Source organism: Pseudomonas sp. GW822-FHT03F04, from assembly GCF_058801405.1.
The window spans coordinates 429866-456038 of the sequence record NZ_JBXANF010000004.1; the positions used below are offsets into that span (position 1 = coordinate 429866).

18 protein-coding genes are annotated in these 26173 nt (G+C 58.8%); 9 read left to right on the forward strand and 9 right to left on the reverse strand.

Annotated features, from left to right (window positions below; genetic code table 11):
* Positions 1 to 215: 215 nt before the first annotated feature.
* From AC1RMX_RS11660 to AC1RMX_RS11670, 3 genes are all read left to right on the forward strand, one after another.
* The gene (locus AC1RMX_RS11660) at positions 216 to 2141 is read left to right on the forward strand and encodes a hypothetical protein (protein WP_096822246.1); all 1926 of its coding nucleotides are present in this window, start codon (positions 216 to 218) and stop codon (positions 2139 to 2141) included.
* 167 nt (positions 2142 to 2308) lie between these two features.
* A complete protein-coding gene (locus AC1RMX_RS11665) occupies positions 2309 to 4237 on the forward strand; it encodes a hypothetical protein (protein WP_493071950.1) in 1929 nt (642 codons plus the stop codon).
* A 243-nt stretch (positions 4238 to 4480) separates the two neighbouring features.
* Positions 4481 to 6715, forward strand: a complete 2235-nt coding sequence (locus AC1RMX_RS11670) for an autotransporter outer membrane beta-barrel domain-containing protein (protein WP_493071952.1) — start codon at positions 4481 to 4483, stop codon at positions 6713 to 6715.
* Positions 6716 to 6784: 69 nt separating this feature from the next.
* Here AC1RMX_RS11670 and AC1RMX_RS11675 read toward each other — a convergent pair whose 3' ends face one another.
* From AC1RMX_RS11675 to AC1RMX_RS11685, 3 genes are all read right to left on the reverse strand, one after another.
* A complete protein-coding gene (locus tag AC1RMX_RS11675) occupies positions 6785 to 11299 on the reverse strand; it encodes an Ig-like domain-containing protein (protein WP_493071955.1) in 4515 nt (1504 codons plus the stop codon).
* A 128-nt stretch (positions 11300 to 11427) separates the two neighbouring features.
* Positions 11428 to 11823 (reverse strand): YbaN family protein, encoded by a 396-nt coding sequence (locus AC1RMX_RS11680; RefSeq protein ID WP_085710384.1) that lies wholly within the window; start codon positions 11821 to 11823, stop codon positions 11428 to 11430.
* Positions 11824 to 11833: 10 nt separating this feature from the next.
* Positions 11834 to 12421, reverse strand: a complete 588-nt coding sequence (locus AC1RMX_RS11685; RefSeq protein WP_096822240.1) for a UPF0149 family protein — start codon at positions 12419 to 12421, stop codon at positions 11834 to 11836.
* A 277-nt stretch (positions 12422 to 12698) separates the two neighbouring features.
* Here AC1RMX_RS11685 and recQ point away from each other — a divergent pair, with 277 nt between their 5' ends.
* The 3 genes from recQ to AC1RMX_RS11700 all read left to right on the forward strand — a co-directional run bounded on the left by recQ (position 12699) and on the right by AC1RMX_RS11700 (position 17321).
* Complete coding sequence (gene recQ, locus AC1RMX_RS11690; RefSeq protein WP_096822239.1) at positions 12699 to 14828, forward strand: DNA helicase RecQ; 2130 nt, start codon at positions 12699 to 12701, stop codon at positions 14826 to 14828.
* Positions 14829 to 14962: 134 nt separating this feature from the next.
* Complete coding sequence (locus AC1RMX_RS11695) at positions 14963 to 15397, forward strand: MarR family transcriptional regulator (protein WP_007962151.1); 435 nt, start codon at positions 14963 to 14965, stop codon at positions 15395 to 15397.
* 127 nt (positions 15398 to 15524) lie between these two features.
* On the forward strand, positions 15525 to 17321 hold the full coding sequence (locus AC1RMX_RS11700) for a motility hub landmark protein FimV (RefSeq protein ID WP_493071963.1): 1797 nt from the start codon (positions 15525 to 15527) through the stop codon (positions 17319 to 17321).
* 6 nt (positions 17322 to 17327) lie between these two features.
* On the opposite strand, the gene AC1RMX_RS11705 is transcribed toward AC1RMX_RS11700, so the two are convergent.
* Positions 17328 to 19517, reverse strand: a complete 2190-nt coding sequence (locus tag AC1RMX_RS11705) for a patatin-like phospholipase family protein (RefSeq protein ID WP_493071965.1) — start codon at positions 19515 to 19517, stop codon at positions 17328 to 17330.
* Between the two features lie 71 nt (positions 19518 to 19588).
* On the opposite strand from AC1RMX_RS11705, the gene AC1RMX_RS11710 reads away from it, so the two are divergent.
* Complete coding sequence (locus tag AC1RMX_RS11710; protein WP_096822237.1) at positions 19589 to 19876, forward strand: Rdx family protein; 288 nt, start codon at positions 19589 to 19591, stop codon at positions 19874 to 19876.
* On the opposite strand, the gene AC1RMX_RS11715 is transcribed toward AC1RMX_RS11710, so the two are convergent.
* On the reverse strand, positions 19870 to 20763 hold the full coding sequence (locus tag AC1RMX_RS11715; protein WP_493071967.1) for a DMT family transporter: 894 nt from the start codon (positions 20761 to 20763) through the stop codon (positions 19870 to 19872). The genes AC1RMX_RS11710 and AC1RMX_RS11715 overlap by 7 nt on opposite strands.
* Positions 20764 to 20835: 72 nt before the next feature.
* Entirely contained in the window at positions 20836 to 21600 is a 765-nt protein-coding gene (locus AC1RMX_RS11720; protein ID WP_096822235.1) for a helix-turn-helix transcriptional regulator, read from the reverse strand.
* 132 nt (positions 21601 to 21732) lie between these two features.
* On the opposite strand from AC1RMX_RS11720, the gene AC1RMX_RS11725 reads away from it, so the two are divergent.
* Complete coding sequence (locus AC1RMX_RS11725) at positions 21733 to 22548, forward strand: UDP-2,3-diacylglucosamine diphosphatase (protein ID WP_007958385.1); 816 nt, start codon at positions 21733 to 21735, stop codon at positions 22546 to 22548.
* A gap of 14 nt (positions 22549 to 22562) precedes the next feature.
* Here the strand turns inward: AC1RMX_RS11725 and AC1RMX_RS11730 are convergent, their stop codons facing one another.
* Together AC1RMX_RS11730 and AC1RMX_RS11735 are read right to left on the reverse strand one after the other, a co-directional pair.
* The gene (locus AC1RMX_RS11730) at positions 22563 to 23153 is read right to left on the reverse strand and encodes an HD domain-containing protein (protein ID WP_192560072.1); all 591 of its coding nucleotides are present in this window, start codon (positions 23151 to 23153) and stop codon (positions 22563 to 22565) included.
* A gap of 24 nt (positions 23154 to 23177) precedes the next feature.
* Positions 23178 to 23489, reverse strand: a complete 312-nt coding sequence (locus AC1RMX_RS11735) for an Mpo1-like protein (protein WP_102620314.1) — start codon at positions 23487 to 23489, stop codon at positions 23178 to 23180.
* A 167-nt stretch (positions 23490 to 23656) separates the two neighbouring features.
* On the opposite strand from AC1RMX_RS11735, the gene AC1RMX_RS11740 reads away from it, so the two are divergent.
* Positions 23657 to 24718: an AraC family transcriptional regulator gene (locus AC1RMX_RS11740; RefSeq protein WP_217993314.1), complete on the forward strand. Its 1062-nt coding sequence runs from the start codon at positions 23657 to 23659 to the stop codon at positions 24716 to 24718.
* On the opposite strand, the gene AC1RMX_RS11745 is transcribed toward AC1RMX_RS11740, so the two are convergent.
* A complete protein-coding gene (locus AC1RMX_RS11745) occupies positions 24675 to 26129 on the reverse strand; it encodes a TrkH family potassium uptake protein (protein WP_096822231.1) in 1455 nt (484 codons plus the stop codon). The genes AC1RMX_RS11740 and AC1RMX_RS11745 overlap by 44 nt on opposite strands.
* Positions 26130 to 26173 lie beyond the last annotated feature (44 nt).

A 26173-nucleotide genomic window follows, 5' to 3' on the forward strand; every position in this document is an offset into this window, starting at 1 on the left:
TTCCCCTTTTCCCCTTTTCCCCTTTTCCGTAATGACGTTCTGCCAAGTTGACAGTGGCCGCCAATCTCCGACGAGCGGTAGCAAAACCTGTAATTTCTGACAGTAGCCAGCGAATGTGCAACGCCGTTAAATCACGTCAGAGCAACGAATCCTCAACCTGCAGATAACGTGCAGTTGTTCAGGGAGCGTGACCATTTCGTGAGAGGGCGTCTGTAATGCCGATTACTCAAGACCAGATCGACCTTGTAGTTCCAAAGCTGGAAAAACCCAGGGTTCCGGTCATTCTCAAGGATGAGTACGGCGATGAAAGTCCCGATGGGCTGCTGCCGCGCAGTGCGTTGAGCGATGATTTGCAAGTGATTGTCCCCAACTGGATACCGCCCCCCGTCGCTGATCCCATCCCCTACATCATTTCCATCAGTTGGGTGCTGGAGGGCGGACCGTTCACTCCGGTGTACAAAGAGACATTCGATACGCCGGGTGAGAAGGTCTTGAAAGTCCCGCGGGACAAGCTGGCGCATGGCATTTACGCCTTGTCCTACGAGTTGAATTACGGTGGGAACAAGCAATATTCCTTTGATACTCGAGTGACGGTTGATCGGCTGCCCCCGGATGATGGGCAAAGCCCAAGAGCCTTGGTCATGCTGAACGTTCCCGGCGACATCACCGACGACTATCTCACCCGTTTTGGCGAGGTCAGGTTTCAAGTCACGTTCTATCCGGATGCCAGGGCCCGGGACCGTGCGATCTATTTCCTGACCGACAACGACAACCCGCCGGACTCCGAGCAGGAAATTAGTGAGCAAGCATTCAGCCAGCAGGACATCGATCAGAGGCAACTGATCATCACGATTTATGAAGTGGACATTCGGGCCAAGGAACACGGCCAACGTTACGTTTATTACAGGTTGCGGGACTGGGCGGGCAACATCGGACCGAACTCTATTCTGTTGCCGGTGTTCGTCGATCTGAAACCCGGGCCCGGCAAACTCAAGCCGCCACGTGTGCCTTTGTCGGCCAGGGGATTGATCGACCGCGAGCATGCCCGCGAAGGGGCTACGAACCAGAAGGCTGTTACGGTCGAAATCGATAACTATGACAATCCGGATGCTTTCGATCAGCTTTTGATCCAGTGGAATGGTCATGATCTTGCACCGCTCGATGTCGATCCTTCGAAGCCGGTACAGACCGCGACCGTGCCTTGGGCAACACTGACGGCCGACGGGCTCGGTCCCATGGACGCGCGTGTCGACTACCGCGTCAGTCGGGGCGGGACGCCGACGCCGCCGTCACCCGAAACACGCGTGTCCTGCAACTTTAAAGTCGCAGGTCAAGACCATCCCGACGCGCCCGCACTGTTGAACACCAGACTGGCGAAAATCGAGATTTACGGCGCCGTTTCAAAACAGCTGAACAAGCTGCTTCCGGATGACTACGAATTGCCCGCCGAAGGGCAACTGGCGCTCCATGACAATCCCGTACCGGGGGAAAAAGTCTTTCTGTATTGGGGGGCCATCAGTGCACCCGTCGCGGAGTATGAGGTTCAGCCCGGTGATACGGCCGGGAAAATCATTCCCTTCAGCATCCCTTGGGAGTCTATCGACCAGGACAAGGAAAATCCGGCGCTGCCTGTGCGGTACTTCACCGATAACGGTGTGAACCAGCAGTTGGCGCCGACAACCCTGGTGAACGTGGCAATCATCATCATCAGGAATCTGCCCGAGCCGACCTTCCCGGATGGCGGGCGACAAGGGCTACTCAATTGCTGCGCCAACCCGCGGTTGTGGGTGCATGTAAAAGTCCATGTCAAAGGGAATGACGCGTTCGACAAGAACGACGTTGTCGAGCTGCATTGGCAAGGGTGTCTGGGCCCCAACGGTACTTCTCCTATTCCCGGCGTCGCGGACTCTTTCGAAACGACGCTGACTCTTGATCAGGCACGCAATGGTTTTGACGTGTTGGTGACGAACTATCAAAAGTTGATTGAGCCCATGGTCAATAACGGATCGGCGCTCTGTCGTTACTTTTTGAGAAAGAGCAATGGTGGACGGGGTGAGTCGAGGCCGGATTTCGTGGTCATCAATAGAACCATGCCCAGCGGGGAAGTCTGTGGGCCGGATAGTGATCTTTGTGATCAGTGATTTCGCCGAAGGGGCAAGTGTTTCAGGAAGTTGGTGCGTGTAATAACTGCTGATGCGCACAGTCGTGCCAATGCAGTGTTTTTTGATTTGCGGTTGGTTCCAGGTGTTCTGGCACGGGGCTGCAATACCCTTTGTCATTTAATCAAGTCATTGAAAGGATGAACAAGATGAACAATGTCATTAAGTTGACCCCGGTACAAAGTCGTGAGCGTTATTTGAGTATTCTCCGAAATTCACCGAAAGCGGACTTTGCAGCGCCTGTGCTGGATGATGACAATCCTCTGCTGGCTGATGAGGTGGACGATGAACCGAATCAATTGCACAAACAGTATCAGGGTTTTGAATTGAAAGTGAATGTCCTCAGGTTCGACGGGGCTGACGATGATCCTCCCGTTGACGGGTTTATACATCTGACTTGGGATGGCACTCGGCAAGGCACCCGGTATACCTACCAAACCCCTCTTGATCCTGCGCTTCTTGAAATTCCAATGGTATTGCCAGCAGGGCTTACGAATGTCTCAGGCCCCCACTTGTTGAGCTATGTACTCAATCATGGCGGGAACACTAAAGATATTCCGGATCTGCTCATCAATATCGACACTACGCCACCTGATGTCAGCGGTCTCGTTACCCTTCCTGCCGAGGTGGATGCCAACGGGATTACCAAGCCTTATCTGGATGCCAACGGTTTTGTCCTGATTACCATGCCAACAGTCGCCGATATAAAAATAGGGGACAAGTATGAATGTTATTTTGGCTCGACATTTCCGACCCCGGTATTCGTAGGGGAATTTACTGTTGTCGATCCTCTTCTTCCCGTTACCTTTAATCTGACGACCGTAATGGTCGGAACTGAAGAGGGTGAGAAAGCGATTTTTTACTATCGTACGGATCGGAAAGGTAACCGAAGTCCAAATTCGCCTTTCAAACGAGTGAGCGTAACATTAACGGACCCTCCAGCGAATTTGGAGGGTCCAAGTATTCCGCTGTTTGATAACGACACGGCACCGAAGAAGATCGACCTCGCCGACGCTCGGATGCGTCCAGGAGTAGGGATCAAAGCTGAGTACGACAATTTTGTGGAAGGTGATGAACTTGAGGTCACCGTCGATGGCGTTGTAGTGCCAGCACAAAAAATCGCTGGCTTCCCTACTTATGTAAAGATTCCTTATTCGTACTGGCATAACGGTAATCTCGGAGAAAAAACCATTGAGGTCAGCTATCAAATAAAACGTGGAACGGTTCGACATCCTGCCAGTAATCCCCCCAAAAACGACGAAGTACTAGTCGATCTGCGCCGGCCAGGGGACGGCGAAGGTCCAGATGATCCAAATCCCGATTTTCTTGCAGTCGATGTTCAAGGGGCGGGCGGCAATCCGATAAACGTTTTGACGGCGCTGGACAAGGATCAGGATGTTGACGTAACAGTGGCCGCTTACCCGGGTATCAAGGATAAGGATATTGCCACTCTGATCTGGAACGGAGTTGAAGTAACAGACGCTGAAGGCGGTGTTCTTCAGTTGGATGGTACGGAGACTGACCTGGATTGGACAATTGATTGGTCAGTTGTAGATGCTGGTGGGAACGGCACTGAAGTTCCAGTGACTTATAAGGTCACCAATCCTGATGTGAACGATAACGAAGAGCGCTCACTGCCGCGGGATGTAGATGTGTTCATCAGACCGGGGAGTGTGCCTCAGGCAACCTTCCAGCATCTCGATCCGGATTTTGGTTATTTGAATTGCCCTTCATTGCAAAGCCATCCAGTGCTTATAAAATGTATCGAGGTTTTTGTTCCGGGGGGAGAGCCGCAACTGGACGGTCAGATGTTGACTTTTACTTATCAGGGCTACAGTGATTCCACTGGTAATACTGTGATACCGAATAATAAGGACGAAGTTACATATCAGCCGGATGCTTCGGATGTGCAAAATGGTTTTACCATACGCTTTCCGTATCAGCAGTTTCTTAATACAGGAAATGCATGGGGGGCGGTGAGCTATAACGCCGTGATTGATGGGCGGCCTACACCTTCAGTGCGTCACCTGGTCAGGGTGCTCATGAGGAATGGTGATACGACACCTTGTAGTATTTGAAAGAAAAAACGGGAGGCTGTTGCCTCCCATTTTTTTATAAAATCAGTGTCAGGGATTTTTCTTCCTTGTTTATCGGACTTGTCCTACATTTTTTTGTGAGGAATCCGATTAGCTTCCGCGCTCTATTTTTTCACGCAAATGCATTTCGCACTTTTGCACGGGTAAATCAGAGGTGGGTAAGTCATGAGAATATTTGGCGGGCGGCTTGAACGTCTTTCTGTAAAAAACGCGTTGAGTATTCTGATGGTCATGCCAGCCATTTCCATTTCCAGCGGCGGAATACTGGCAGCCACCATTGTCGATAACACGACGCTGGATATCGATTCGACGACAACGCCGATCGATTATCTGGTGCGTAACAACGCAGTGTTGAATGTCAATGATGCCACCACCCAGTCAATTACCATCCAATCCGGATCGACGCTGACCATCAATGGCGCTACGGTCGTCAGCAATCCCGGCGTCGAAGGCATTCTGGTCACCAGCAGCCGGGGCACCATCAACCAGGCCACTGTGACCAGCGATGACATCGGTCTGGCCGTCAACCGTTCTTCGATTGCCGCTGGCGGCTCCACTGTGGATGTTTCCAACAGTCAAATTCGCGGTGACGTCTTTGGCGCACAGGTCACCGGGTTGAGCACTTTGTCGTTGGTCAATACGCAAGTGACTGGCGCGGGTACGAGCGGCATCGGCGTGAACATTCTGGGAGGGCAGGTGAATGCCTCCGCCGGGACACAGATCACCGGACAGACCACAGGCGTGCGCATGGTCAACGATACGGCCAATGTCGGCGCTCGTGCGCTCACTCTGGATAACGCCACTGTTCAAGGCATCAACGGTTCTGCGGTTCTGGTTGATCGCGGGACCAATGCCACCATCAACCTGTCGAACGGCGCCCGGCTGTTTGCCGGGAACAACAATCTGCTCGACGTCCAGGGAGCCTCCACCGCTGCCATGACCGTCGGCAACAGCGAGTTGCAAGGCAACATCAACATCGCTGGCAACAGCACCGGCAACCTGACCTTCGATCAAGGCCGCATGACCGGCGATGTGCTGGTCGAAAACGGTTCGACCGCCAACGTCTCCCTGCAGAACAGTTCGCAATTCACCGGCCGTCTCGACAAGGTCAACGGCGTGACCGTCAACAGTGGTTCGATCTGGACCCTGACGGGCAACGACACCGTAGGAACGCTCGCCATGGTTGTTGGGACGGTTCGCTTTGGTGCGCAGGATGTGCCGAATACCTTCTATCAGTTGAATGTCGGTACGCTCGCTGGCTCGCCGGATGGTTCCAGTACTTTTGCCATGAAGGGCAACTTCGCCACGGGGCAGCATGACTTCCTAAACGTTACCGGTGTGGCGACCGGGCAGTTTGGTTTGCTGGTGGCGGCGTCCGGCCTTGATGCGCTGAATCCGCAGCAACTGACCCTGGTGCACACGGCTGCGGGCGATGCGCACTTTGCACTGAAGGGCGGGCGAGTGGATCTCGGTACCTGGTCCTATGACCTGGCCCAGCGACAAAGTGGAACGGGCGGCACTGAATGGTTCCTCGATCCGACCACCCAGGTGATCAGTCCCGGCGCCAGTACGGTACTGGCCTTGTTCAACTCTCCGATTACCTTGTTGTACGGCGAAGCCAGCTCATTGCGCAGCCGCATGGGCGAGTTGCGGTTCAACGGTGGCCAGTCGGGTGCCTGGATTCGCACCTATGGCAATCAGTACAACGTGGCCCAAGGTTCCGGTGTGGCGTACAAGCAAAATCAGCAGGGGCTTTCCCTCGGTGCCGATGCCCGGTTGGGTGACAGCAATGTGCTGCTGGGTGTGATGGGTGGTTTCAGCGAGTCCGATCTGAATGTCGAGCAAGGGACGTCGGGTACGGTCAAGAGTTACTACTTCGGGCCCTACGTGACGTGGATGGACCGCGACACCGGTTACTACGTTGACGGTGTGTTGAAATTCAACCGTTTCCGCAACGAGGCCAAGGTCGGTTTGAGCGACGGCACACGTGCCAAGGGCGATTACGATAACTGGGGTGTCAGCGCATCGGTGGAAGGCGGTCGTCATATCAAGTTGAGCAACGATTACTTCATTGAGCCGTTCGTTCAGTTGTCGGCAGCGCAGATCCAGGGCAAACGCTTCAGCCTTGACAACGACATGGAGGCCGATGGCGATCGCACCCGCTCATTCCTGGGCAAGGCAGGCGCCACGGCCGGCCGCAACTTCGACATTGGCAACGGTGCTGTTGCGCAACCTTATGTACGTGCGGCGATAGCTCACGAGTTTGCCAAAAACAACAAAGTGAAGGTCAACAACAACGTGTTCAACAACGACCTGTCGGGTTCACGGGCGGAGTTCGGCACGGGTGTAGCGGTGGCACTGTCAGACAAATGGCAAGTGCATGTCGATCTGGATTACGCCAATGGCGAGCATATCGAGCAGCCTTGGGGGGGGAATGTGGGGGTGCGGTATAACTGGTAAGTCGCTGAGTCTTTTAAAAGCGCCTCATGAACAATGAGGCGCTTTTTTCGTTCTACAATCGCAGCCGTTTTATCTTATGCCCACCCCGTTTGCGTTACCGTAATGTTGAACGTGAGCTTCCGTTCCGGTGACGAGGTTTTTCATGTAATAACGGGTTATGGGAAACGAGGCCGCCAGGTCTGTTGACCAGTAATAATAATTCCCCATGGGCCAACGGCTTCCGTAAAGGTTATGGATCTCCCTGAGTTCGCCCAGGGAGGGTAATCGGGCGCCGTTGTTGGCAGCATTGTTTCTCATGGTTGTCCAGTTACCCTGTCCGAGCCCTATGCAATGGATGACGCCTGTCACGTTTACGGTATAGCTCTTTGACTGGTTGGCAGCATCCGTGGCTGTAATGCTTGCTGTACCTCTTCCCCTTACGGTTACCAGACCGTTTCCATCAACATGAGCCACCGCAGCGTTACTGGATGAATACCTATAACCGGGTTGGCCGCCAGATGCTTGATGCTGAACGTAGGTTCCTGGGCCGAAAGCAGGAAGGATCTGCGGGTTGCCGGGAATCAGGTAGATCTTGCCGTTCAAAGTGACTGGGCTGGTATTGAAATTCAGTGGCGGAATCGGCGATATGACCCTGAACGTGCGCGCCCCCGAGAATTGTCCGGTACTCACGGCCTTCGCCGTGATCGAATGAGGGCCCAGCCCGACGCCCAGTGTTGTGTTCCAGATATTGCTGATGGCACGCACCGTGTGTTTGGGCGTGTTGTTGTCGTAGATTTGTACCTCGTGGTCGGGGGTGACATTACCTCGCAGTGTGACGGAGGTGCTTTTGGTTTCCGCACCATTCAGCAGCTCACTGATGCCATCGTGCACAAACGTGATTGTCACCGGGGTGTGGGCGGCAACATTGAAGTTGAACGGCTGACTTTCTACCGGATCAACGGGGTAGAGCGCCTTTGCGGATAGGCTGTGTGACGTCACTCCCAGCCCTGTAGCAGTTGAGCGCCACTCCCGATTGGCACCGACAGTGACAGGCGCGCCGATAGGCGTGCCTTTGTTGTAAACCTGGATCTGTTCTTTGGGCGTCGCCTGTCCCAGCAGGGAAACCGTTGAGTCATAGGTGGTTCCGCCGGGATTGACCGGCCCTCTGCTGTCAGTCACCGAAGTGATGGTCGGGGAAATGAAGGCGGCAACCGTGAACACTCTCGGCGGAGCCGATACAGGCTCGCTGCCGTATTCGGCTTTGGCCGTCAGGTTGTAGGTTTTCAGCGACAGGTTGCTGTAGATGTAATCCCATTCACCATCGGATTTCACGCTCACGGTATCGATTGGGCTGACCCCGTCGATCAGTGTGATCTCTTCATCGGGACTGGCTTTGCCTCGCAGGGTGACACTTTTGTAGTAGGTCGTCCCACCCGGCTCGACGTCGCCTTTGGCATCGACCACACGAGAAATGGTCGGTGTGACGGCTCGCTCGACGCGGAAAGGATAGGGTGGGCTCAGTGGTGGCTGAATGTCATAGAGCGCCTTGGCATTGAGTACGTAACTTTTTACCGTCAATCCGGAAAGCGTATGACGCCAGATTCCGTTTGCGTCGACGGGGAGGTCGATGATCGGCGTGGTGCTTTCTTGAAGCTGAATCCGCTCGTTGGGTGTAGCGCTGCCTTCGATCACGACACTGTTGTCGTAGGTAATGGAACCAGGTGTGACCGGACCTCTGGAGTCGGTAACTGTATTGATCTCCGGGGTTTCAGCGAACTTGACCTCGAAGGTTCTGGGATTGCTGGTCACCGGATCAGCGTCGTACAACGCCTTTGCAGTAATGCTGTAGGTTTTCTCGGTCAAACCGCTGATGATGCGGGTCCATTCGCCTTTTGCATCCACGGGCGCGGTGCCCAGGGATGTCGAAACTGCATCAAAAAGCTCAACCGTTTCATCGCGAGTTGCAGTGCCTTTGACGGTGACTTCCTTGTAACGGGTCTTTTCGCCTTCGGGGACATCGCCGCGGGCATCTGTCACACCGGTGATGTCAGGCGTCACCCAGTCGTATCGGGTTCTGATCGTAAGCGACAATCTCGGGAACTCAATTGCATCGACTTCTTGAGCGCTGCCATCAAACGAAACTTTGCAAATCAAGTTTGCCGGTGTGGAATGTCCCAGTTTCATCAACTCGCTTCGGAGCAGCACTTCATTCAACCCGCTGCCGAATTGCGCGGAGGTGATTTCCACGCCATCGAGCATCCGGATGATGTAGTCGCTGCCCGTTGCTGTCTTGCCTTCCAGCCTTAGCCAGAGGCATTGCTTGAGTGCAATGAACGGCCATTTCACTACGAGAGCGCTCGCATCACCGCTGAACGTCATCAGATCAAGAACATCGCTGTTTGCCAAAGGTACTTGCGGACGGGGCCAGTCGTTTTCAGGATCCTCGAAGTTGGAAACATACAAGTCCAGTGACTCGGAGGGAGTGGTGAAGCCATAGCGTGTCACGCCATAACCGACGCTCACTCGTCGGTCGATGTTGGCGCCGATAACCGAGCCATCTATATGAAAAGTGACGGTTCCACTGGCATCCCCCGGTAATTCAAGATCAGTCGAGGTGCCAGCACCCGGTGTGCCGATCCAGCTGAGGTTGATGTTATCCAGAACGGGTTTCATGTTTTCGTAACTGACGCGTACGTCGACGCCGTTGAGGCCGTCTTTGGGGTTCAAAATGTCATCAGGGGCCTGAATCACTTTGGGCGGGAGCAGTTCGCCAACCAATTCACCAATTAACAGATTGAGCGTTGCGGAATATTCGTAGCGCTGAGTGGAGGGGCGCCGCAGCACATATCGCACCTTGACGTACTGCCCGATATTGCGCGTGACGTACTCTTCGGGCACTCGAAAACGCAGCGGTTTCCCGGCGCTCAGCGAAGTGATGGGCACCCAGTCGCTGATGCTGCCGAACGGATGGGTCGCTTGCCAGTACCAGGTCACGATGTCGTGTGTTTGCGTCGGCGGATTTTCGATGAATATGTGGACGACATCGAAGACTTTGGAAGGGTCGAGCACATCGGGGTTTTTGTCGGCTTCCTCCACCTCGGGCCTGGGCAGTGTCGCGGTGACGGCTTGCACCTTGACCAACAGATGCTCTGAATCACTGACGCCGTAGAGCTCCGGCTTGTCATTGGACACGGAGTACCAAAGATCGAGTTTGCCCTTGTCGAGCACGCTGATGTGCTCTTTGTCGACGTAAGCAGTGAAAAAGCCTTCTTTTGCCTCACTGTCACTGACGGTGTGGGTGAACTCATGGACATAGGTCTGACCGTTGGACTTTTCACCTATCCAGTGACCGGCGACCAGATCGCCATTGGCGATGGTCAGGTACTTGATCAGTACCGTGGCATAGGGCCTGTCCGACTCGAGTATGTCACCCAGCAACTCGACAATCGTCGGTGCGTCCGGCATCGAAACGTCACCCACCACGTCGGCGAACTCACGTTTGGAGGATAACGGCGGACTTCCGTCTGCTTTCGTCAGCACGTACGAGGCATCGGCCCGGCCCATGGCGATGGCGCGGACTTGCTCGTACGCCACCTTGAATTCCATGACACTCGGGATGTTCGCCACCGGTTTGGTTTCCGTGTGAATCAACGGCTTGCCAGTGAAAGGGGTGCCGATCCAGGTCATTTTTACTGAGTCGTTCAGCGCGAAATCCGAGCCCTGGATATGAACCTGGACCGTGACGTCCCGCTGGTTCAAGTCGATGATCGTGATGATCCCATTGACCGATTCCTTGATAATCGGGGCAGCCAGACGCCAGGCGCCGGCGTCGACGGCGATTCGTGTGCGTTTGGAGTGCCGGGAAGACCAGTTCCATACTTCATCGTGAGGGTCGTACTTGATTTCCAGTGCCGCGCTGTCGCCACCGGCCAGAATGTCTTCCTGTCCGGCGACGATCACGATGGGGTCCCTGCCTTCCGCCTGCGGTTGTGTGACGAGGTGCGGCGCGAGGGTATGGCTGCCCCAGCGCATCAGAATCGTGTCTCGCACCCTGATTTCCGGATAGGCACGAACCGTCAGGGGAACCCCTTTTTTTGCCCACGCCGCGTCGATCACTCCCTGATCGATGATTTCCTGCGGCAGTTGCGCAATATGCAGTTCGGAGTGCCCGTCGGGTAGATGGGGTTCCCTGTCTCGGCCACCGGGGCTGGTGAGTTTGACGAAAAACAGCGACACCACAGAGGGATCGTCCGGCGCAGCTGCGCCGAAGCGGGTCAATTCGTAAAAGCATTTATGCAGACCGGGAGTGAACAGCTCTTTGGGCAGGTAAAAAAACAGATGCCTGTCTTTTTCCCCCGATTCAACCATTCGGGTGAATACTTCAACGTCGTCCCAATAAACAACATTTTTATCCCTTTCCAGCATGTCGAGATACGCCACGATTACGCACAGCACACCGCTGGCGCTTTCCTCGACCACTGCAATATTGATCCCGCCATCGGCATCCTCGACTGGCGTGACTGCGCCGCTGATCTGCATGGGTCGAAGCGCCAGGGTGACGGGCTGGTTGAGATCGGGAAACAGAAGCGGACTGTGGGTGGGCATGACGAAACTCCTGGACGAGCACGCTATGGGATCGCAGACGGTTTTTTATTGAACCTGAGGGGAGGAGGCAGGGGTACTGTCAGATTTGACAGGTGAGCAGGGTTTTTCGACGAAAGGCTGCTGTGCGCTCAGCGTTTGTGCAGGGTTTTCTGTCGCAGAATGTAGACCGTCACCAACACGGCACTGGTCAGCATGAACCCCCGCGCCCACGGCAGCGGCACCAGGTAGCACGAGAACAGAATGCTCGCCCACATCAGCCCGATCGCGTAGACCTTGCCCTTGAGCGGTATGCCGTTGCCATCGAGGTAATCGCGGATCCATGGCCCGAGCCGGGGATGCTCGACCAGCCATTGATAGAAGCGCGGAGAGCTGCGGGCGAAGCAGGCGGCTGCCAGCAGGAGGAAAGGGGTAGTGGGGAGAACAGGCAGGAATATCCCGATCACCCCCAATGCCACGCTGAGCCAGCCGATGGCCAGCAGGATGTAGCGCAACATCAGGGGGCGGTTGCCTATGGGGTTGTCCATAGGCCGGATCTTAGTGGTGACGTGGCTTGAGGATCGCCGGTTTTTCGTCGGGTGCCTGGCACAGCAGGTACAGCGCGGTCAGGGCTTCCGGGATCTGCACGATCATGTCGTCCATCAGGTTGGCGTCCCTGGCGATGTCTTCGAACTCTGGCTGTTCGTCGAACAGGCCCGAACCGACCATGATCGGCAGCAACATTTCGCTGACTTCTTCTTCGGCGGTTTCGAACCAGGCCGCTTCGCGCAGGAATACGCCTTCCATGAAGCCGATGCACCAGCCGCGCAGTTCGGAATCGTCCGGCTCGTCGCCCAGGTCCAGTTCGCACGGCAGCTCGAATTCTTCATCGGAGGCCAATTGGCGGGCGATGTGGGCCTTGAGGCCGATCAGCGTGGCTTCGATCTCTTCACGCTGGGCTTCGCTGCTGTAATGCGGCTCTTCGGCGAACAGGGCGTCGATCCACTCACGGTCCGGCACCTCGTCGGCGCAGATCGACAGCGCGGTCAGGTAACCGTGAGCGGCCACGTAGTCCAGCGCCTCTTCATGCAGCTCGTCGGCGTCGAGGAAGACTTGCAGGCGGGTTAGTTGCTCGGCGAAGGACATTAAAGGGCTACCTTGGGGGAATAAACAATGCGGGAATTCTAGGCCTTCTTGAGCCCTCAAGCCAGCCGCACGGCAGATTTGCGCCCACAAGCTTCTTATCGGCGGTGCCCTTTGCCGGGGAGGGCTCGGGTATACTGCCGCGCTTTGCGATCCCTGCCGGTGTCGCGGCTGAATCTGTACGGCGTCATGCAATGCGCCCTTACGTTTTGTTTAAAGCAGCCTCGGCTGTCTTGAACCAGCCTGTGCAGGGATGTTTCGGTGGATTTTTGGAGTTTTTATGCTCGAACAGGCTCAACGCGTCCTCAAGGACATCTTCGGCTACGACAGTTTCCGTGGCCGTCAGGGTGCAATCATTGAGCGCGTGGCCAGTGGCGGTGATGCCCTTGTCCTGATGCCGACCGGCGGCGGCAAGTCCCTGTGCTTCCAGGTGCCGGCGCTGCTGCGCGACGGCCTGGCGGTGGTGGTGTCGCCGCTGATCGCGCTGATGGACGATCAGGTCGCCACCCTCGAAGAGCTGGGTGTGGCCGCTGCCGCGTTGAACTCCACGTTGAGCGCCGAACAGCAGCGCGACCTCGCCAACCGGATCAAGCGCGGCGAAGTGAAAATGCTCTATCTGGCGCCCGAGCGTCTGGTGCAGCCGCGGATGCTGTCGTTCCTGCAAGGCTTGAACATCGCCCTGTTCGCCATCGATGAAGCGCACTGCGTGTCGCAATGGGGCCACGACTTCCGCCCGGAATACCTGCAACTGGGGCAGTTGGCGGAAATGTTCCCCGACGTGCCGCGTATTGCCCTGACCGCCACCGCCGACAAGCGCACCCGCGAAGAAATCGTCACCCGTCTGCATCTGCAGAATGCCGAGCGTTTCCTATCGAGTTTCGACCGGCCGAACATCTTCTACCGCATCGTGCCCAAGGAGCAGCCGCGCAAGCAGTTGCTGGCGTTCCTTGCCGAGCGCCGCAGCGATGCCGGCATCGTCTACTGCCTGTCGCGCAAGAAGGTGGAGGAGGTGGCCGCGTTTCTCACCGAGCAGGGCTTCCCGGCGCTGCCGTATCACGCCGGTCTGCCCAACGATCTGCGCGCCTATCACCAGAAACGCTTCCTCAACGAGGAAGGCCTGATCATGGTCGCCACCGTGGCGTTCGGCATGGGTATCGACAAACCCAACGTGCGTTTCGTCGCTCACCTCGACCTGCCGAAATCCCTGGAAGCCTATTACCAGGAAACCGGACGCGGCGGTCGTGACGGTCTGCCGGCGGACGCGTGGATGGCCTACGGTCTGCAAGACGTGGTGATGCTCAAGCAGATGCTGCAGAACTCCGAAGGCGACGAGCGCCACAAGCGTCTGGAGCAGCACAAGCTCGACGCCATGCTCTCGCTCTGCGAAGAAACCCGCTGCCGCCGACAGGCGCTGCTGGCGTACTTCGACGAAGACATGCCCGAGCCGTGCGGGCACTGCGACAACTGCACCGACGGCGTGCAGACCTGGGACGCCACCGAGCCTGCACGTCAGGCGCTGTCGGCGATCTATCGCACTGGCCAGCGTTACGGTGTCGGCCATCTGGTGGACGTGCTGCTGGGCAAGGACAACGAAAAGGTCCGCAGTTTCGGCCATCAGCACCTGTCGGTGTACGGCGTGGGCAAGGCGCTTAGCGAGAGCGAATGGCGCTCGCTGTTCCGCCAATTGGTTGCTCGCGGCCTGGCGGATGTCGATCACGAAGGCTACGGCGGGCTGCGTCTGAGCGACACGTGCCGGCCGCTGCTCAAGGGTGAAGTGAGCCTGGAGCTGCGCCGCGACCTCAAGCCGCAAGTCACCGCCAAGAGCGGCAGCAAGAGCCCGGCCAGTCAACTGGTGCGCTTTGAGGAACGCGAACAGTGGGAAGCGCTGCGTGCCCTGCGCCGCAAACTGGCGGAAGAACACGGCGTGCCGCCGTACGTCATCTTCCCCGACTCGACGCTGCTGGAAATGCTCCGCAGCCAGCCGACCTCGCTGGCGGAAATGGCCCAGGTCAGCGGCGTCGGCGCACGCAAGCTGGAGCGCTACGGCGAGGCCTTCCTCGAAGTGCTCGGCGGCGAGGCCGAGACACCGAAAGTGGTGGCCGACGTACGCCACGAATTGATTACCCTGGCCCGTGCAGGTATGACGCCGTTGCAGATTTCCGGTCAGTTGCAGTGCTCGGAAAAGAACGTCTACACCATGCTTGCTGAAGCCATCGGCAAGCAGCAATTGTCGCTGGAACAGGCGCTGGACTTGCCGGAGGACCTGATGGGCGAAGTCCAGGACGCGTTCCTCGACGGCGAAGGCGAGTTGCCGTCGGTCGCTGAAGTGGCGGAGCTGTTTGCCGGTCGTGTACCGGAAGGCGTGCTGTATTGCGTAAGGGCTGCGCTGCAATCTGAATTCGAGATGTGAGCCTGGGCTTACACAAACCGTTGTACAGATGTAACGATTCAGTACAGGGCGGCTCTTGCCTATAGCCAAATGTCATGCTTAGCTGACTAATAATTAGTTTTTCTCTATTTCTTCAGTCTAACCATGAGTGTTTTATGCCGTTAACCGATCAACACCGCTTTGGCATGCAACTGGCCCAGATGTCCCGTGGCTGGCGTGCCGAACTGGATCGCCGGCTGGCCGGCCTGGGTTTGTCCCAGGCGCGCTGGCTGGTGCTGCTGCATCTGGCGCGTTTCGAAGACGCCCCGACCCAACGGGAGCTGGCGCAAAGCGTTGGCGTCGAAGGGCCGACCCTTGCCCGCCTGCTCGACAGCCTGGAAAGCCAGGGCCTGGTGCAACGCCAGTCCGTGATGGAAGACCGTCGGGCGAAAAAAATCGTGTTGTGCGCCCCGGCACTGCCGCTGATCGAACAGATCGAGACCATCGCCACGCAACTGCGTCACGAATTGTTCGAAGGCGTCGACGAGGCGGATTTGAAGGTGTGCATGCGGGTTCACGGGCACATTCTGGCCAACCTGGAAAAGTCTTGAGGCACAACCGCGTGCCGTTTTTTTGAGAGATCGCGCTGGGCAGACTATAAGAACTACTGGGCAATATCGTGTTCGTACCGGATGTGCGAACCCATAGAAGTCGGTTTTGCTTATTTAAGGGATGCTCATGCTCGACAGTCGGCACGTGGTACTGCGTTGCGCCAACTCACTGCTGGTGGCCGGTGTTCTCACCTGGTCCACGGCGTCACTGGCGCTGGGGCTCGGTGACATCACCGTGCACTCGGCCCTCAATCAGCCGCTCAAGGCCGACATCGCGCTGGTGGATGTCGCCGGGCTCAGCGAAAGCGAGCTCTCGGCCCGTCTGGCCACGGCGGACGAATTCGGCCGTGCCGGGGTCGAGCGGGTGTTCTTCCTCAACGACCTCAAGTTCACCCCGATCCTGCGTGGCAATCGCAACCTGATCCGGGTGACCTCCAGCAAACCGGTCAACGAACCCTTTCTGAATTTCCTTGTGCAGCTCAATCAGCCCAACGGCCACCTGCTGCGCGAATACACGGTGCTGATTGATCCGCCGGGTTCGCCGGGCATCGTGCCGGCCACCGACGAGCCCGACGTCCGCGCGCAATCGTCGGAGTTTCCAACGCCTGAGGCACCTGCTGCCGGCACCCAAAGCAAGCCTGCTGCGCCACCCGCCGCGCCAGTGCCGCAAACGGCTGCGACCAACGACGCGCAAGCCGAGCAGTTGGCCGCCAGCGTGCTGCAGAACCAGCAACTGCAGAAAACCATCGATGAGCTGAACGTGAAGCTTCAGGCGCAGGAAATCCTGATCGCCGACGGCAAGAAACAGCTGGGTGATTTGCAGGCCCGTCTGGCGGAAGTGCAACAGGCGCCGCCGGCTCCGGTAGCACCTGTGCAAGCCCCGGCTCCGGTTGCTGCGCCGGTAGAGTCGCAGGAAGACTCCGTCAGCTGGCCGCTGCTTGGCGGTTTGCTGGTGTTGTTGGGCCTGTTGGGGGCGGTGTTGTATGTACGCCGCCGACGCCAGTCTGAAGCGAATCTTGTCGGGCCTGCGGTGCTGGCACCCCAGCGCAGCGAACCCGCGCTCAATGAACCCGAAGTCGTTCGTCAGAACGTGGTTCAGGAGGCCGTCGAGCACCGTGACGAACAGGCCGCAGGCGATGTACTGGAGGCGGTCGGCATTTATCTGGCATATGGGCGGCTCGGTGAAGCGCTCGGTCTGCTGCGCGACGCCTTGCAAAAGGAGCCGGAGCGCATCGATCTGGGTGTGCAGATGCTCGAGGTGCTGGGGCGCCAGGGCGATCAGTCAGCCTATGACGAACAGGAAAACCACCTGCGCCAGCTCGGTGTCGAGGAACAGCGATTGCTCGATATCCGGGCCCGCTACCCGAAACTGACCAGGACTGAACCTCCGGCTGCGGCGGCTCCGGTCATTGCCGCACTGCCTGTTGAGCAAGCTGCACCTGCCACACCGTTGGCCGAGGATGATTTCGAGCTGAATCTGGAGCAGCTGTCGATGGATTCCAGCTGGGATCTGGAAGACCGTCGCCCGGCAACGGACACACCTTCGTCGACCCCGTCGGCACTGGGTTCCAGCCTGCAAGTGCTGCCACAGGATTTCGAGCTGCCGCAAACCGCCAACGATGACGCTGAGGCGACGGAGCTGGAGTGGATCGCCGAACCGGATGTGCAGCCGATAGACGATGACTTCCTCAACGAATTTGGCGATCCCGGTCAGTCGCTGAAACTGGAACCACTGGATCTGCAATTACCGGAAGCCGAGCCGGGCCCGACCGAGGCGGCCAACGCCGGAAAGCTCGAGCAGGCCCAGACCTGCATCGACGACGGCGACCTCGACAGTGCGATCGCCTTGCTCAATGAGCTGCTGAAGGAAGGCGATGAGCCTCTCAGGCAAACGGCCCGAACCCTGTTGGCCGGGATTCGCTGATCCGGGTCAGAAGGTCTGCCCCAGATTCAGGTAAACCGCCTGTTCGTTGGCATCGTTCAGGCCATAACTAAAGTTCAGCGGCCCCAGCGGTGTGTCGAAACCGATGAATACGCTGGCGGCATTGATGTAGCCGCTGTCGAACTCGTTGTCGTTGTTCCAGGCCCGGCCGCGCTCCAGCGAGCCGCCGGCATACAGCGGGAAATCCAGCGGCAGATAAGCGCGCGGCGTCAGACGGCGGTAATACACCGCCCGCATCAGGCTGACGTTCTGCCCGGAGATGGCATCTTCGCGGAAACCGGACAGTTGTCGGGCGCCGCCCAACAGGAAGCTCGACGTCACCACATTCGCATCGTCCAGCGTGCGCCCGTAACGACCGCCCAGAATCAGCGTATTCGGGCCGCTGCTCATGGCCTTGTCCAATTTGAACTCCCATTGCCGGTAGCGCGTGTCGGAACCCAGGCTCGGTTCGAATTGCATCAGGGTCAGGCTGATGTCCTTGCCGTCGTGGGGGAAGTACACATTGTCCAGTGAGTCGAACGAGTATTTCAGCGCATAGAAGCCTTCGTTGAAGTGTTCGCTCGGCAGATTCTGATCGCCGATTCGCACATCCGCTTTGCCCCAGGCCTCGCCGACACCAAAGCGGATTTCACCGTTGTTGCCGATCTGGCGGCCGACATTGAGGCCGAAGCCATAGCGCTCGACGCGATATTGGGCGATCGGGTCATTGTCGAGCACCGAGTCGACGTTCTGGGCTTCAAACGCTGCATACGGTGCGACGAAGTAGCGCGAGCCGACGTCCAGCGGCTGATAGAACTCGGTATAGAGCTCCTGCTTGTCGCCGATCTGCGCCCGGGTCAACCATTCAGCGCCGAGGCGGTTGATGCCGTTCATTCGGTAACTGGCACCGAGGTTGAAGGCGCTGTCGCCGCGCATGTCGTCCGACAGGTTCAAGCCAACCCGCAAGTAATCGGTGCCGCTGCGCTTGCCCCGGGCGCTGATCACCAGCGTATGTTCCTGGCCCTTGTGCACCACGCGGTATTGCACCTGTTCGAAGTAATCCAGGCCGTACAAGGTGCCCATGTCAGAGTGCAGACGCCCGAGGTCGAGCGGCTCGCCGATGGGCTGACGGATGTAGTAACGGATCACGTCGTCGCCGACTTTCGAGTCGTTCTCGACCCTGATCGCGGTGATGATCGGCGTGCGCTGGCCCGGTGCGCGGGCGGCATTGAGCTCGGCGTCCTGAGACATGGCGGGTTTCAATCGGGCGAGGCGGGCGTCGAGGGCCTTGGCGGCGCGGTAACCGGCATCGATCATTTCCTCGGCACGACCGAAATCGGTGGCGCCGAAACTGGCCAGCGGCGGCTGGATCAGGACGTCATTCGGGTGCAGCGCCGCCAATTGTTCTTCGGAGTTGCGCCGGGTCATCAGGGTGATCGACTGGTTCAGTACATCGACCACGGTGGTCAGTTGCTTGCGGTTGCGCAGCGGGGTGCCGATGTCGACCACGATGGCCACGTCGACGCCCATTTCCCGGGCCACATCGAGGGGGATGTTATCGGTCATGCCGCCGTCCACCAGCAGCCGGCCATCAAGCTCGACCGGGGCGAACACGGCCGGGATCGACATGCTGGCGCGAATCACCTGGGGCAGGTGGCCTTTGCGAAACACCACTTTTTCGCCGTTGGCGATGTCGGTGGCCACGGCGCGGAACGGGATCGGCAGCTTGTCGAAATCACGGGTGTCGCTGGTGTGGGCCAGCAGGCTTTCAAGCAGCAACGCGAGGTTCTGCCCTTGAATCACCCCGAGCGGCAGGCCGAGGCTGCCGTCGTCGCGAAAGCTCAGTTTCTGCTTCACCAGAAAATCGCGGTCATCCTGTTTGCGTCGAAACGGTACGTCTTCCCGAGGTGGAGCATCGGACAGGGCCTGCTGCCAGTCGATGCTCAGGGCGAGTTTTTCCAGTTCGTCGATCTTGTAACCCGAGGCGTAGAGGCCACCGACCACTGCACCCATGCTGGTGCCGGCAATCGCATCGATCTTGATGCCTTGCTCTTCCAGCGCCTTGAGCACGCCGATGTGCGCCAGCCCACGGGCCGCACCGCCGGACAGCACCAGGCCGACTTTCGGTCGCGGCGCTTCACTGGCATGAACGAACAGAGGAAGGAAACCAAGCAAAAGGCAGATCAGCAGACGACGCATTGTGAGTCTCGGGGCAAGCGTTAAAGCCGGCTATTATAGCGGCGCCCTCTGGCTCAGGAGTTTCAACGATCATGACCGCCACAAAACCGGAAATCGTCATCACTTATTGCACGCAGTGCCAGTGGCTGCTGCGCGCGGCGTGGCTGGCGCAGGAGTTGCTCAGTACCTTTGGCGACGACCTTGGCAAAGTGTCACTGGTGCCGGGTACCGGCGGGATCTTTCACATCAGCTGCGACGGCGTGCAGATCTGGGAGCGCAAGGCCGACGGTGGTTTCCCCGAGGCCAAGGTGCTCAAGCAGCGAGTCCGCGATCAGATCGACCCTGAGCGCGACCTCGGCCACAACGACCGCATTCAGTGAGATGCAGCCTCGGCCTCCACCGTTTTTTTGCTGGAGCTGCCTGACATCTGGCTCGACACAACGATGGCGACGATGATCAGCGCGCCGCCGAGCAGCATCCGCAGGGTCGGGTTTTCATCGAACAGCAGCCACGCGACGGTAATGCCGTAAACCGGCTCCATGGCGAACACCACCGCCGCAGTTCGCGCCTTGATCACGGCGAGACTGGCGACGAACAGGCTGTGGGCGACGCCGGTACAGAACACACCGAGCAGGGCGATCCACAGCCAGTCGATGGCGCGCACTTCACTCAGTTGCGGCGCCGCCACCGGCAGCAGACACAGCACTACCACCACGTTCTGACACAGCGCTGCCTGCACTGCCGGGATGCGCCCGGAACTGGCACGGTTGGTCAGCGACAACAGTGAAAACAGCAGGCCGGAAAGAATCGCCCAGAGCAGCCCGGTGGTGGCGCCGCTGGCCAGGTCGAACGCCGGGGTCACCAGCACCAGGCCGACACTGACCAGCGCCACCAGAATGATTTCGTTGGCACGGATGCGTTCGCGGAAGATCAACCCTTCGAGGATGACCGTGAAGGCCGGGAAACTGGCGAAACCCAGGGTGGCCACCGCGACGCCGGCCACCTTCACGGCAATGAAGAAGCTCACCCAGTGACCGGCCAGCAGCACACCGCTCAGGGCCAGTCGTCGCCAGTCCACGGCTTGCAGTTTTTGCCAGCCGTGCTGGCTGGCGAAACGGGCAAAGAACGCCAGCGCAAGAACGGCAAAGGCGGCCCGTCCAAAGACGATGACCGCCGGCGTTGCGGCGGCGAGTTTGCCGAAGACGCCGGTCAGGCCGAACATCAATGCGCCGATATGCAGGGCGCCGAGGGCAGTGCGGGGAGTCATTGCAGTCCTTTTTTCAAACACCATTTCAGGCACACATTGAAGCGTGTAGCGGCCGAAAAGTCTGTCGGCAGACTATCGACTTTTGTCGTCAGCCTCGCGTCGCAATTGTGTAGGAGAGGTACCGAATTCACGCAGGACGGCGGCCGAGAACGCACTTTGCGATCCATAACCTACACGGCTGGCCACTTCCCCGATGGCTAGCGTGGTTTCCCGCAACAGCGTGACGGCCTTATGCAGCCGTCGACTGCGAATGTAATCCATGGGTGTCTGCCCGCATTCGGCGACGAACCGCGCATGCAATCGGGCGCTGGATAGTCCGGCGACACGCGCCAGATCCGCGACCTGCAGCGGGTAGGCCGCGTACTGCTCGATGTGCGCATCGAGGGCCGCGTAGGGCAGGCGACGGGCGCAGACCTCGGCAGGTTGCGCGTGATTCAGGCTCGCCAGCAACAGCACCGCACCCTGTTGCGCAATCAGCGGATCGTCCACCGGGCTGTTCGCCAGCCAATTGACCAGTTGGCCCTGGCCGGCATCCAGCGACAGCCGCGCGGCGTTGTCCAGCAGGCGGCGGCTGGCGTCGGCGTGATCGCCCAGTGAGCGTGACAACCATTGATCGTCCGGCACGTCCAGCACCAGACAACGGCTGCCCTTGGGGCTGCCGCACGCGTGATGCGCGCCGGAGGGAATCACCACGAAGCTCTGCTGCAATACCTGGCTGCCATGCCCTTCGACCTCGAAATCCAGTGCACCCGACAGGCCGAACACCAGTTGCGCGTGGTCGTGACTGTGGACGATCAGGTCGTGGGTGTAATGGCGCAGGGTCAGGATCGGTGGCATGGCGGTCTCCGGGCGAGCTGCCAGTCTACACCGGCGCAGGGGCGACGCGTTTGTCACAAGACTGACGCACGCCTGTCATGGTCGATTAACCGGGCTCGCGCACAGTGGCGAAAACATCGCAGAGGGTTGCCCATGACCAGCGCCGAGCTCGCCAGACCCAGCCGTAAACAAAGGGTTCGCACCTTGTGGATTTCCGACGTGCATCTGGGCACGCGGGATTGCCAGGCCGAGCATCTGTCGCAATTTCTCAAGGGCTATCACGCCGACAAGATCTACCTGGTCGGTGACATCATCGACGGCTGGAAACTGCGCGGCGGCATGTACTGGCCCCAGGCGCACACCAACGTGATCCGCCGCTTGCTGACCATGAGCAAGCGCGGCACCGAGGTGATCTACGTCACCGGCAACCATGACGAATTCCTGCGTCGCTATTCGAAACTGATCCTGGGCAACATCCAGTTGGTCGACGAAGCGGTGCACGTCACGGCCGATGGCCGGCATTTGCTGGTGATCCACGGCGACCAGTTCGACGTGATCACCCGTTATCACCGCTGGCTGGCGTTCCTTGGCGATTCGGCCTACGAATTCACCCTGACCCTCAATCGCTGGCTCAATCACTGGCGGGCGAAATACGGTTACGGCTATTGGTCGCTGTCGGCCTATCTCAAGCACAAGGTGAAGACCGCAGTGAGCTTCATCAGCGACTTCGAAGAAGCCATCGCTCACGAGTGCGTGAAGCGCGAATTGCACGGCGTGGTCTGCGGGCACATTCACCATGCCGAGATCCGCAAGGTCGGCGAGGTGGATTACCTCAATTGCGGTGACTGGGTGGAGTCGTGCACGGCGCTGATCGAACACTGGGACGGCACGATCGAGCTGTATCGCCTGGCGGATGCGCAGGCGCGGGAGGCCGAACTGAAAGCGGCCAAGGTTGCCGAGTTGGCCTGAGTTTTCAAATCAGCTCAGGCCGGGGCGTGTTCTTCCATCGCGGCCTTGTAGATGGAGTTCTTCGGCCGGGCGAACAGGCGCTCCATCATCGGTTCGAAGAAGCTCAGCGGCAGTGTGTCGTAATCCGGGTCGAATGCCGCCGCGTCGTATTTCGCGCAGAATTCCGCGGTCGCCTGATACTGCGGATGACCGCTGAACTGCTCGCGCAGGTGCCGATCCATGCCCAGGTGATGGAAGAAGTAGTAGCCCTGGAAGATCCCGTGCTTTTCCACCATCCACAGGTTCTCGGCGCTGACGAACGGCTTGAGAATGGCGGCGGCGATGTCCGGGTGATTGTAGGAGCCCAGCGTGTCGCCGATGTCGTGGAGCAGGGCGCAGACCACGTATTCCTCGTCACGCCCATCGCGCCAGGCGCGGGTGGCGGTTTGCAGCGAGTGGGTCAGGCGATCCACCGGAAACCCGCCGAAATCACCTTCGAGCAATTTCAGGTGCGCCATGATCCGGCCCGGCAGTTGACGGGCGTAGGCGCTGAAGTCCGCCGCGATGATCGCCCAGTCTTCCTGCGTGCCGTCCTTCATATGGGTGAAACGGGCATTGGCATTCATCGGCAATCCTCTTGGTCAGGGTTTCTAGAACGCCACGCGGCCCAGGATCATGTCGCGGTACATGACGAAATCCCCCAGCAGGCTGTAGAGCGGATGCTGGAATGTCGCCGGCCGGTTCTTCTCGAAAAAGAAATGGCCGACCCAGGCGAAGCTGTAGCCGGCCAGCGGCAGGGCCAGCAACAGCAGCCAGGCGCCCTTGGCGATGGTCATCGCGAGAATGAAGATCACCAGCGTCGTCCCGATGAAATGCAGGCGACGGCAGGTGCTGTTGCTGTGTTCGCTGAGGTAATACGGATAGAACTCGGCGAAGCTGTTGAAAGGCTTGATGGTTTCCACGACCGCGATCTCTGTGGTTATTGTTCTGATTGCAAGTTGTTCGGTGGGTAGCTTATTTGAGTCTAGAGTGATCATTGGCGTCGGCCAGTGACAATCGGCGCCACTTTACTATCCTTGGGAAATCGGCCGTAGTATGCGGCTCACCATGTCATCCAAGAAAAAACGCCATGAGCGAACGAACGACATCTGCAAGCTGGGCGATGGGGATTGTCAAAGCACTGGAAATGGACGGCCTGGATTGCCGGGTTCTGTTCAAACAGCTGGGGCTCGACTACGCGGCGCTGGAGGATCCGGACGCACGCTTCCCGCAGGATTCCATGACCCGACTCTGGCAACGGGCGGTCGAGCTGTCCGGCAATCCCGCCATCGGTCTGAACATGGGCAAGGTGGTGCGACCGGCGTCGTTCCATGTGGCGGGCTACGCGCTGATGTCCAGCAACACCCTGGCCGAAGGCTTTCAGCGACTGGTGCGTTATCAGCGGATCATTGCCGAAAGTGCCGACTTGAGTTTTCGCCTGCTCGACGAAGGTTATGCGCTGATTCTGACGGTGCACGGCGATCATCTGCCGCCGACCCGGCAAAGTGCCGAAGCCTCGCTGGCCTGCGCGCTGGCGCTGTGCGGCTGGCTGACCGGGCGCACGCTGCACCCGCGCAAAGTGCTGGTGCAGGGCGACGAACCCGATGATCTTCAACCCTACAAACAAGCCTTCCATGCTCCGCTGGTGTTCAACGCGCCGTATGACGCGCTGATCTTCGAACGCGCCGACATGGAGGCGCCGCTGCCCACCGCCAACGAGGCGATGGCGCTGCTGCACGACCGGTTTGCCGGGGAATATCTGGCGCGGTTTTCCGAAAGCCGCGTGACCCACAAAGCGCGCCAGGTGTTGTGCCGTCTGTTGCCTCAGGGCGAGCCCAAGCGCGATACGGTGGCGCAGACCCTGCACTTGTCGCAGCGCACCTTGCAACGGCGTTTGCAGGAGGAGGGCACCAGTTTTCAGCAGTTGCTCGACGACACGCGCCGAGAACTCGCCGAGCAATACCTGGCGCAGCCGAGCATGACCTTGCTGGAGATTGCCTATCTGCTGGGGTTTGCCGATCCGAGCAATTTCTTCCGTGCCTTCCGCCGCTGGTTCGACACCACGCCCGGCGATTACCGGGCGCGGTTGCTGGAGGCGCCAAACGCGATCAGTGACGCCAGAACGCCGGAATACACAGCACAAACACCGTAATGATCTCCAGTCGGCCGAGCAGCATGCCGAACGACAGAATCCACTTGGCCGCATCCGGCAGGCTGGCGAAGTTGCCGGCCGGGCCGATGGTTTCGCCCAGCCCCGGGCCGACGCCGGACACGGTGCTGGCGGCGCCGGTCAACGCGGTCATCCAGTCCACGCCCAGCAGCGACAGCAGCAGGGCGATCACGCAGATGGTGATGGCGAAGAAGAACGAGAACGTCAGGATCGACCGGACGATTTCCTCGTCGAGGCGATGTCCGTTGTACTTCTGCTTGATCACCGCCCGTGGGTGAATCAGTTGGTTAAGGTTGGCTTTCAGCAGGATGTAGGCGACCTGGAAACGGAAGATCTTGATCCCGCCCGCCGTCGAGCCGGAGCAGCCACCGACGAAGCCCAGGTAGAAGAACAGCATCAGCGAGAAATTGCCCCACAGGCTGTAATCCCCCAATGCGAATCCGGTGGTGGTGACCACTGACGTCACGTTCAGCGCCACATGGCGAAGGGCGTCCAGCCAATGCAGGTTGGTGGTCCACCAGTACCACGTGCCGAGCACCAGCCAGGTCACCAGCAACATGCCGAGCAAACCCTGCACCTGCTGATCCTTGATCAGCGCCCGACGGTTGCCGCGCAGCGTCGCCACGTACAGGGTGAACGGCAGGCTGCCGAGGATCATCACCACCACTGCCACCCAGTGCACCGCTGGTTGCGTCCACTTGGCCAGGGATTGGTCGGAGGTCGAGAAACCGCCGGTGGAGATCGCCGACATCGCGTGGTTGATCGCATCGAACGGGCTCATGCCCGCCCACCAGAACGCCAGACTGCCGAGAATGGTGATGCCCACGTAAGCCGCCACGATCAGCCGCGCCACCATGTGCGAGCGGGGCATGACCTTTTCCGAGCGGTCCGAGGATTCGGTCTGGAACAGGCGCATGCCGCCGATGCGCAGCAGCGGCAGAATCGCCACCGCCATGCCGATGAAGCCGATGCCGCCGAGCCAGTGCAGCAGCGAACGCCACATCAGGATGCCCGGGGACATGGTGTCCAGCCCGCTCAATACGGTCGAACCGGTGGCGGTGATGCCGGACATGCTTTCGAAGAACGAGTCGGTGTAGCTGATGTGCTGGGTCAGCAAAAACGGCAGCGCGGCGAAGATGCACACCACTAGCCAACTGGTGACGGTCAGCAGGTACATGTCGCGGGGACGCAGGTGAATGTGTTCCGGGCGCCCGGGAATTACCAGCGCAAGGCCGGCGAGGAAGGTGATCATGCTCGCCCAGAGGAACGACGGCAGATCGCCGGTGCGGTCGAAAATCACCAGGGTGGCCATGGGCACGACCATGGCGATGGCCAGGGTGATCAGGAAGATGCCGATGATGAAACCAATGATCCGTAAGGTCGGCAACGCCATGAAGTCCGCTCGGGCTGATGTGGGAAAGGCGCCATTCTACCTGC

Coding starts and splice junctions, on each gene's coding strand:
- AC1RMX_RS11660 (WP_096822246.1), top strand. CDS start 216: ATGCCGATTACTCAAGACCAGATCGACCTTGTAGTTCCAAAGCTGGAA.
- AC1RMX_RS11665 (WP_493071950.1), top strand. CDS start 2,309: ATGAACAATGTCATTAAGTTGACCCCGGTACAAAGTCGTGAGCGTTAT.
- AC1RMX_RS11670 (WP_493071952.1), top strand. CDS start 4,481: ATGGTCATGCCAGCCATTTCCATTTCCAGCGGCGGAATACTGGCAGCC.
- AC1RMX_RS11675 (WP_493071955.1), bottom strand. CDS start 11,299: ATGCCCACCCACAGTCCGCTTCTGTTTCCCGATCTCAACCAGCCCGTC.
- AC1RMX_RS11680 (WP_085710384.1), bottom strand. CDS start 11,823: ATGGACAACCCCATAGGCAACCGCCCCCTGATGTTGCGCTACATCCTG.
- AC1RMX_RS11685 (WP_096822240.1), bottom strand. CDS start 12,421: ATGTCCTTCGCCGAGCAACTAACCCGCCTGCAAGTCTTCCTCGACGCC.
- recQ (WP_096822239.1), top strand. CDS start 12,699: ATGCTCGAACAGGCTCAACGCGTCCTCAAGGACATCTTCGGCTACGAC.
- AC1RMX_RS11695 (WP_007962151.1), top strand. CDS start 14,963: ATGCCGTTAACCGATCAACACCGCTTTGGCATGCAACTGGCCCAGATG.
- AC1RMX_RS11700 (WP_493071963.1), top strand. CDS start 15,525: ATGCTCGACAGTCGGCACGTGGTACTGCGTTGCGCCAACTCACTGCTG.
- AC1RMX_RS11705 (WP_493071965.1), bottom strand. CDS start 19,517: ATGCGTCGTCTGCTGATCTGCCTTTTGCTTGGTTTCCTTCCTCTGTTC.
- AC1RMX_RS11710 (WP_096822237.1), top strand. CDS start 19,589: ATGACCGCCACAAAACCGGAAATCGTCATCACTTATTGCACGCAGTGC.
- AC1RMX_RS11715 (WP_493071967.1), bottom strand. CDS start 20,763: ATGACTCCCCGCACTGCCCTCGGCGCCCTGCATATCGGCGCATTGATG.
- AC1RMX_RS11720 (WP_096822235.1), bottom strand. CDS start 21,600: ATGCCACCGATCCTGACCCTGCGCCATTACACCCACGACCTGATCGTC.
- AC1RMX_RS11725 (WP_007958385.1), top strand. CDS start 21,733: ATGACCAGCGCCGAGCTCGCCAGACCCAGCCGTAAACAAAGGGTTCGC.
- AC1RMX_RS11730 (WP_192560072.1), bottom strand. CDS start 23,153: ATGAATGCCAATGCCCGTTTCACCCATATGAAGGACGGCACGCAGGAA.
- AC1RMX_RS11740 (WP_217993314.1), top strand. CDS start 23,657: ATGAGCGAACGAACGACATCTGCAAGCTGGGCGATGGGGATTGTCAAA.
- AC1RMX_RS11745 (WP_096822231.1), bottom strand. CDS start 26,129: ATGGCGTTGCCGACCTTACGGATCATTGGTTTCATCATCGGCATCTTC.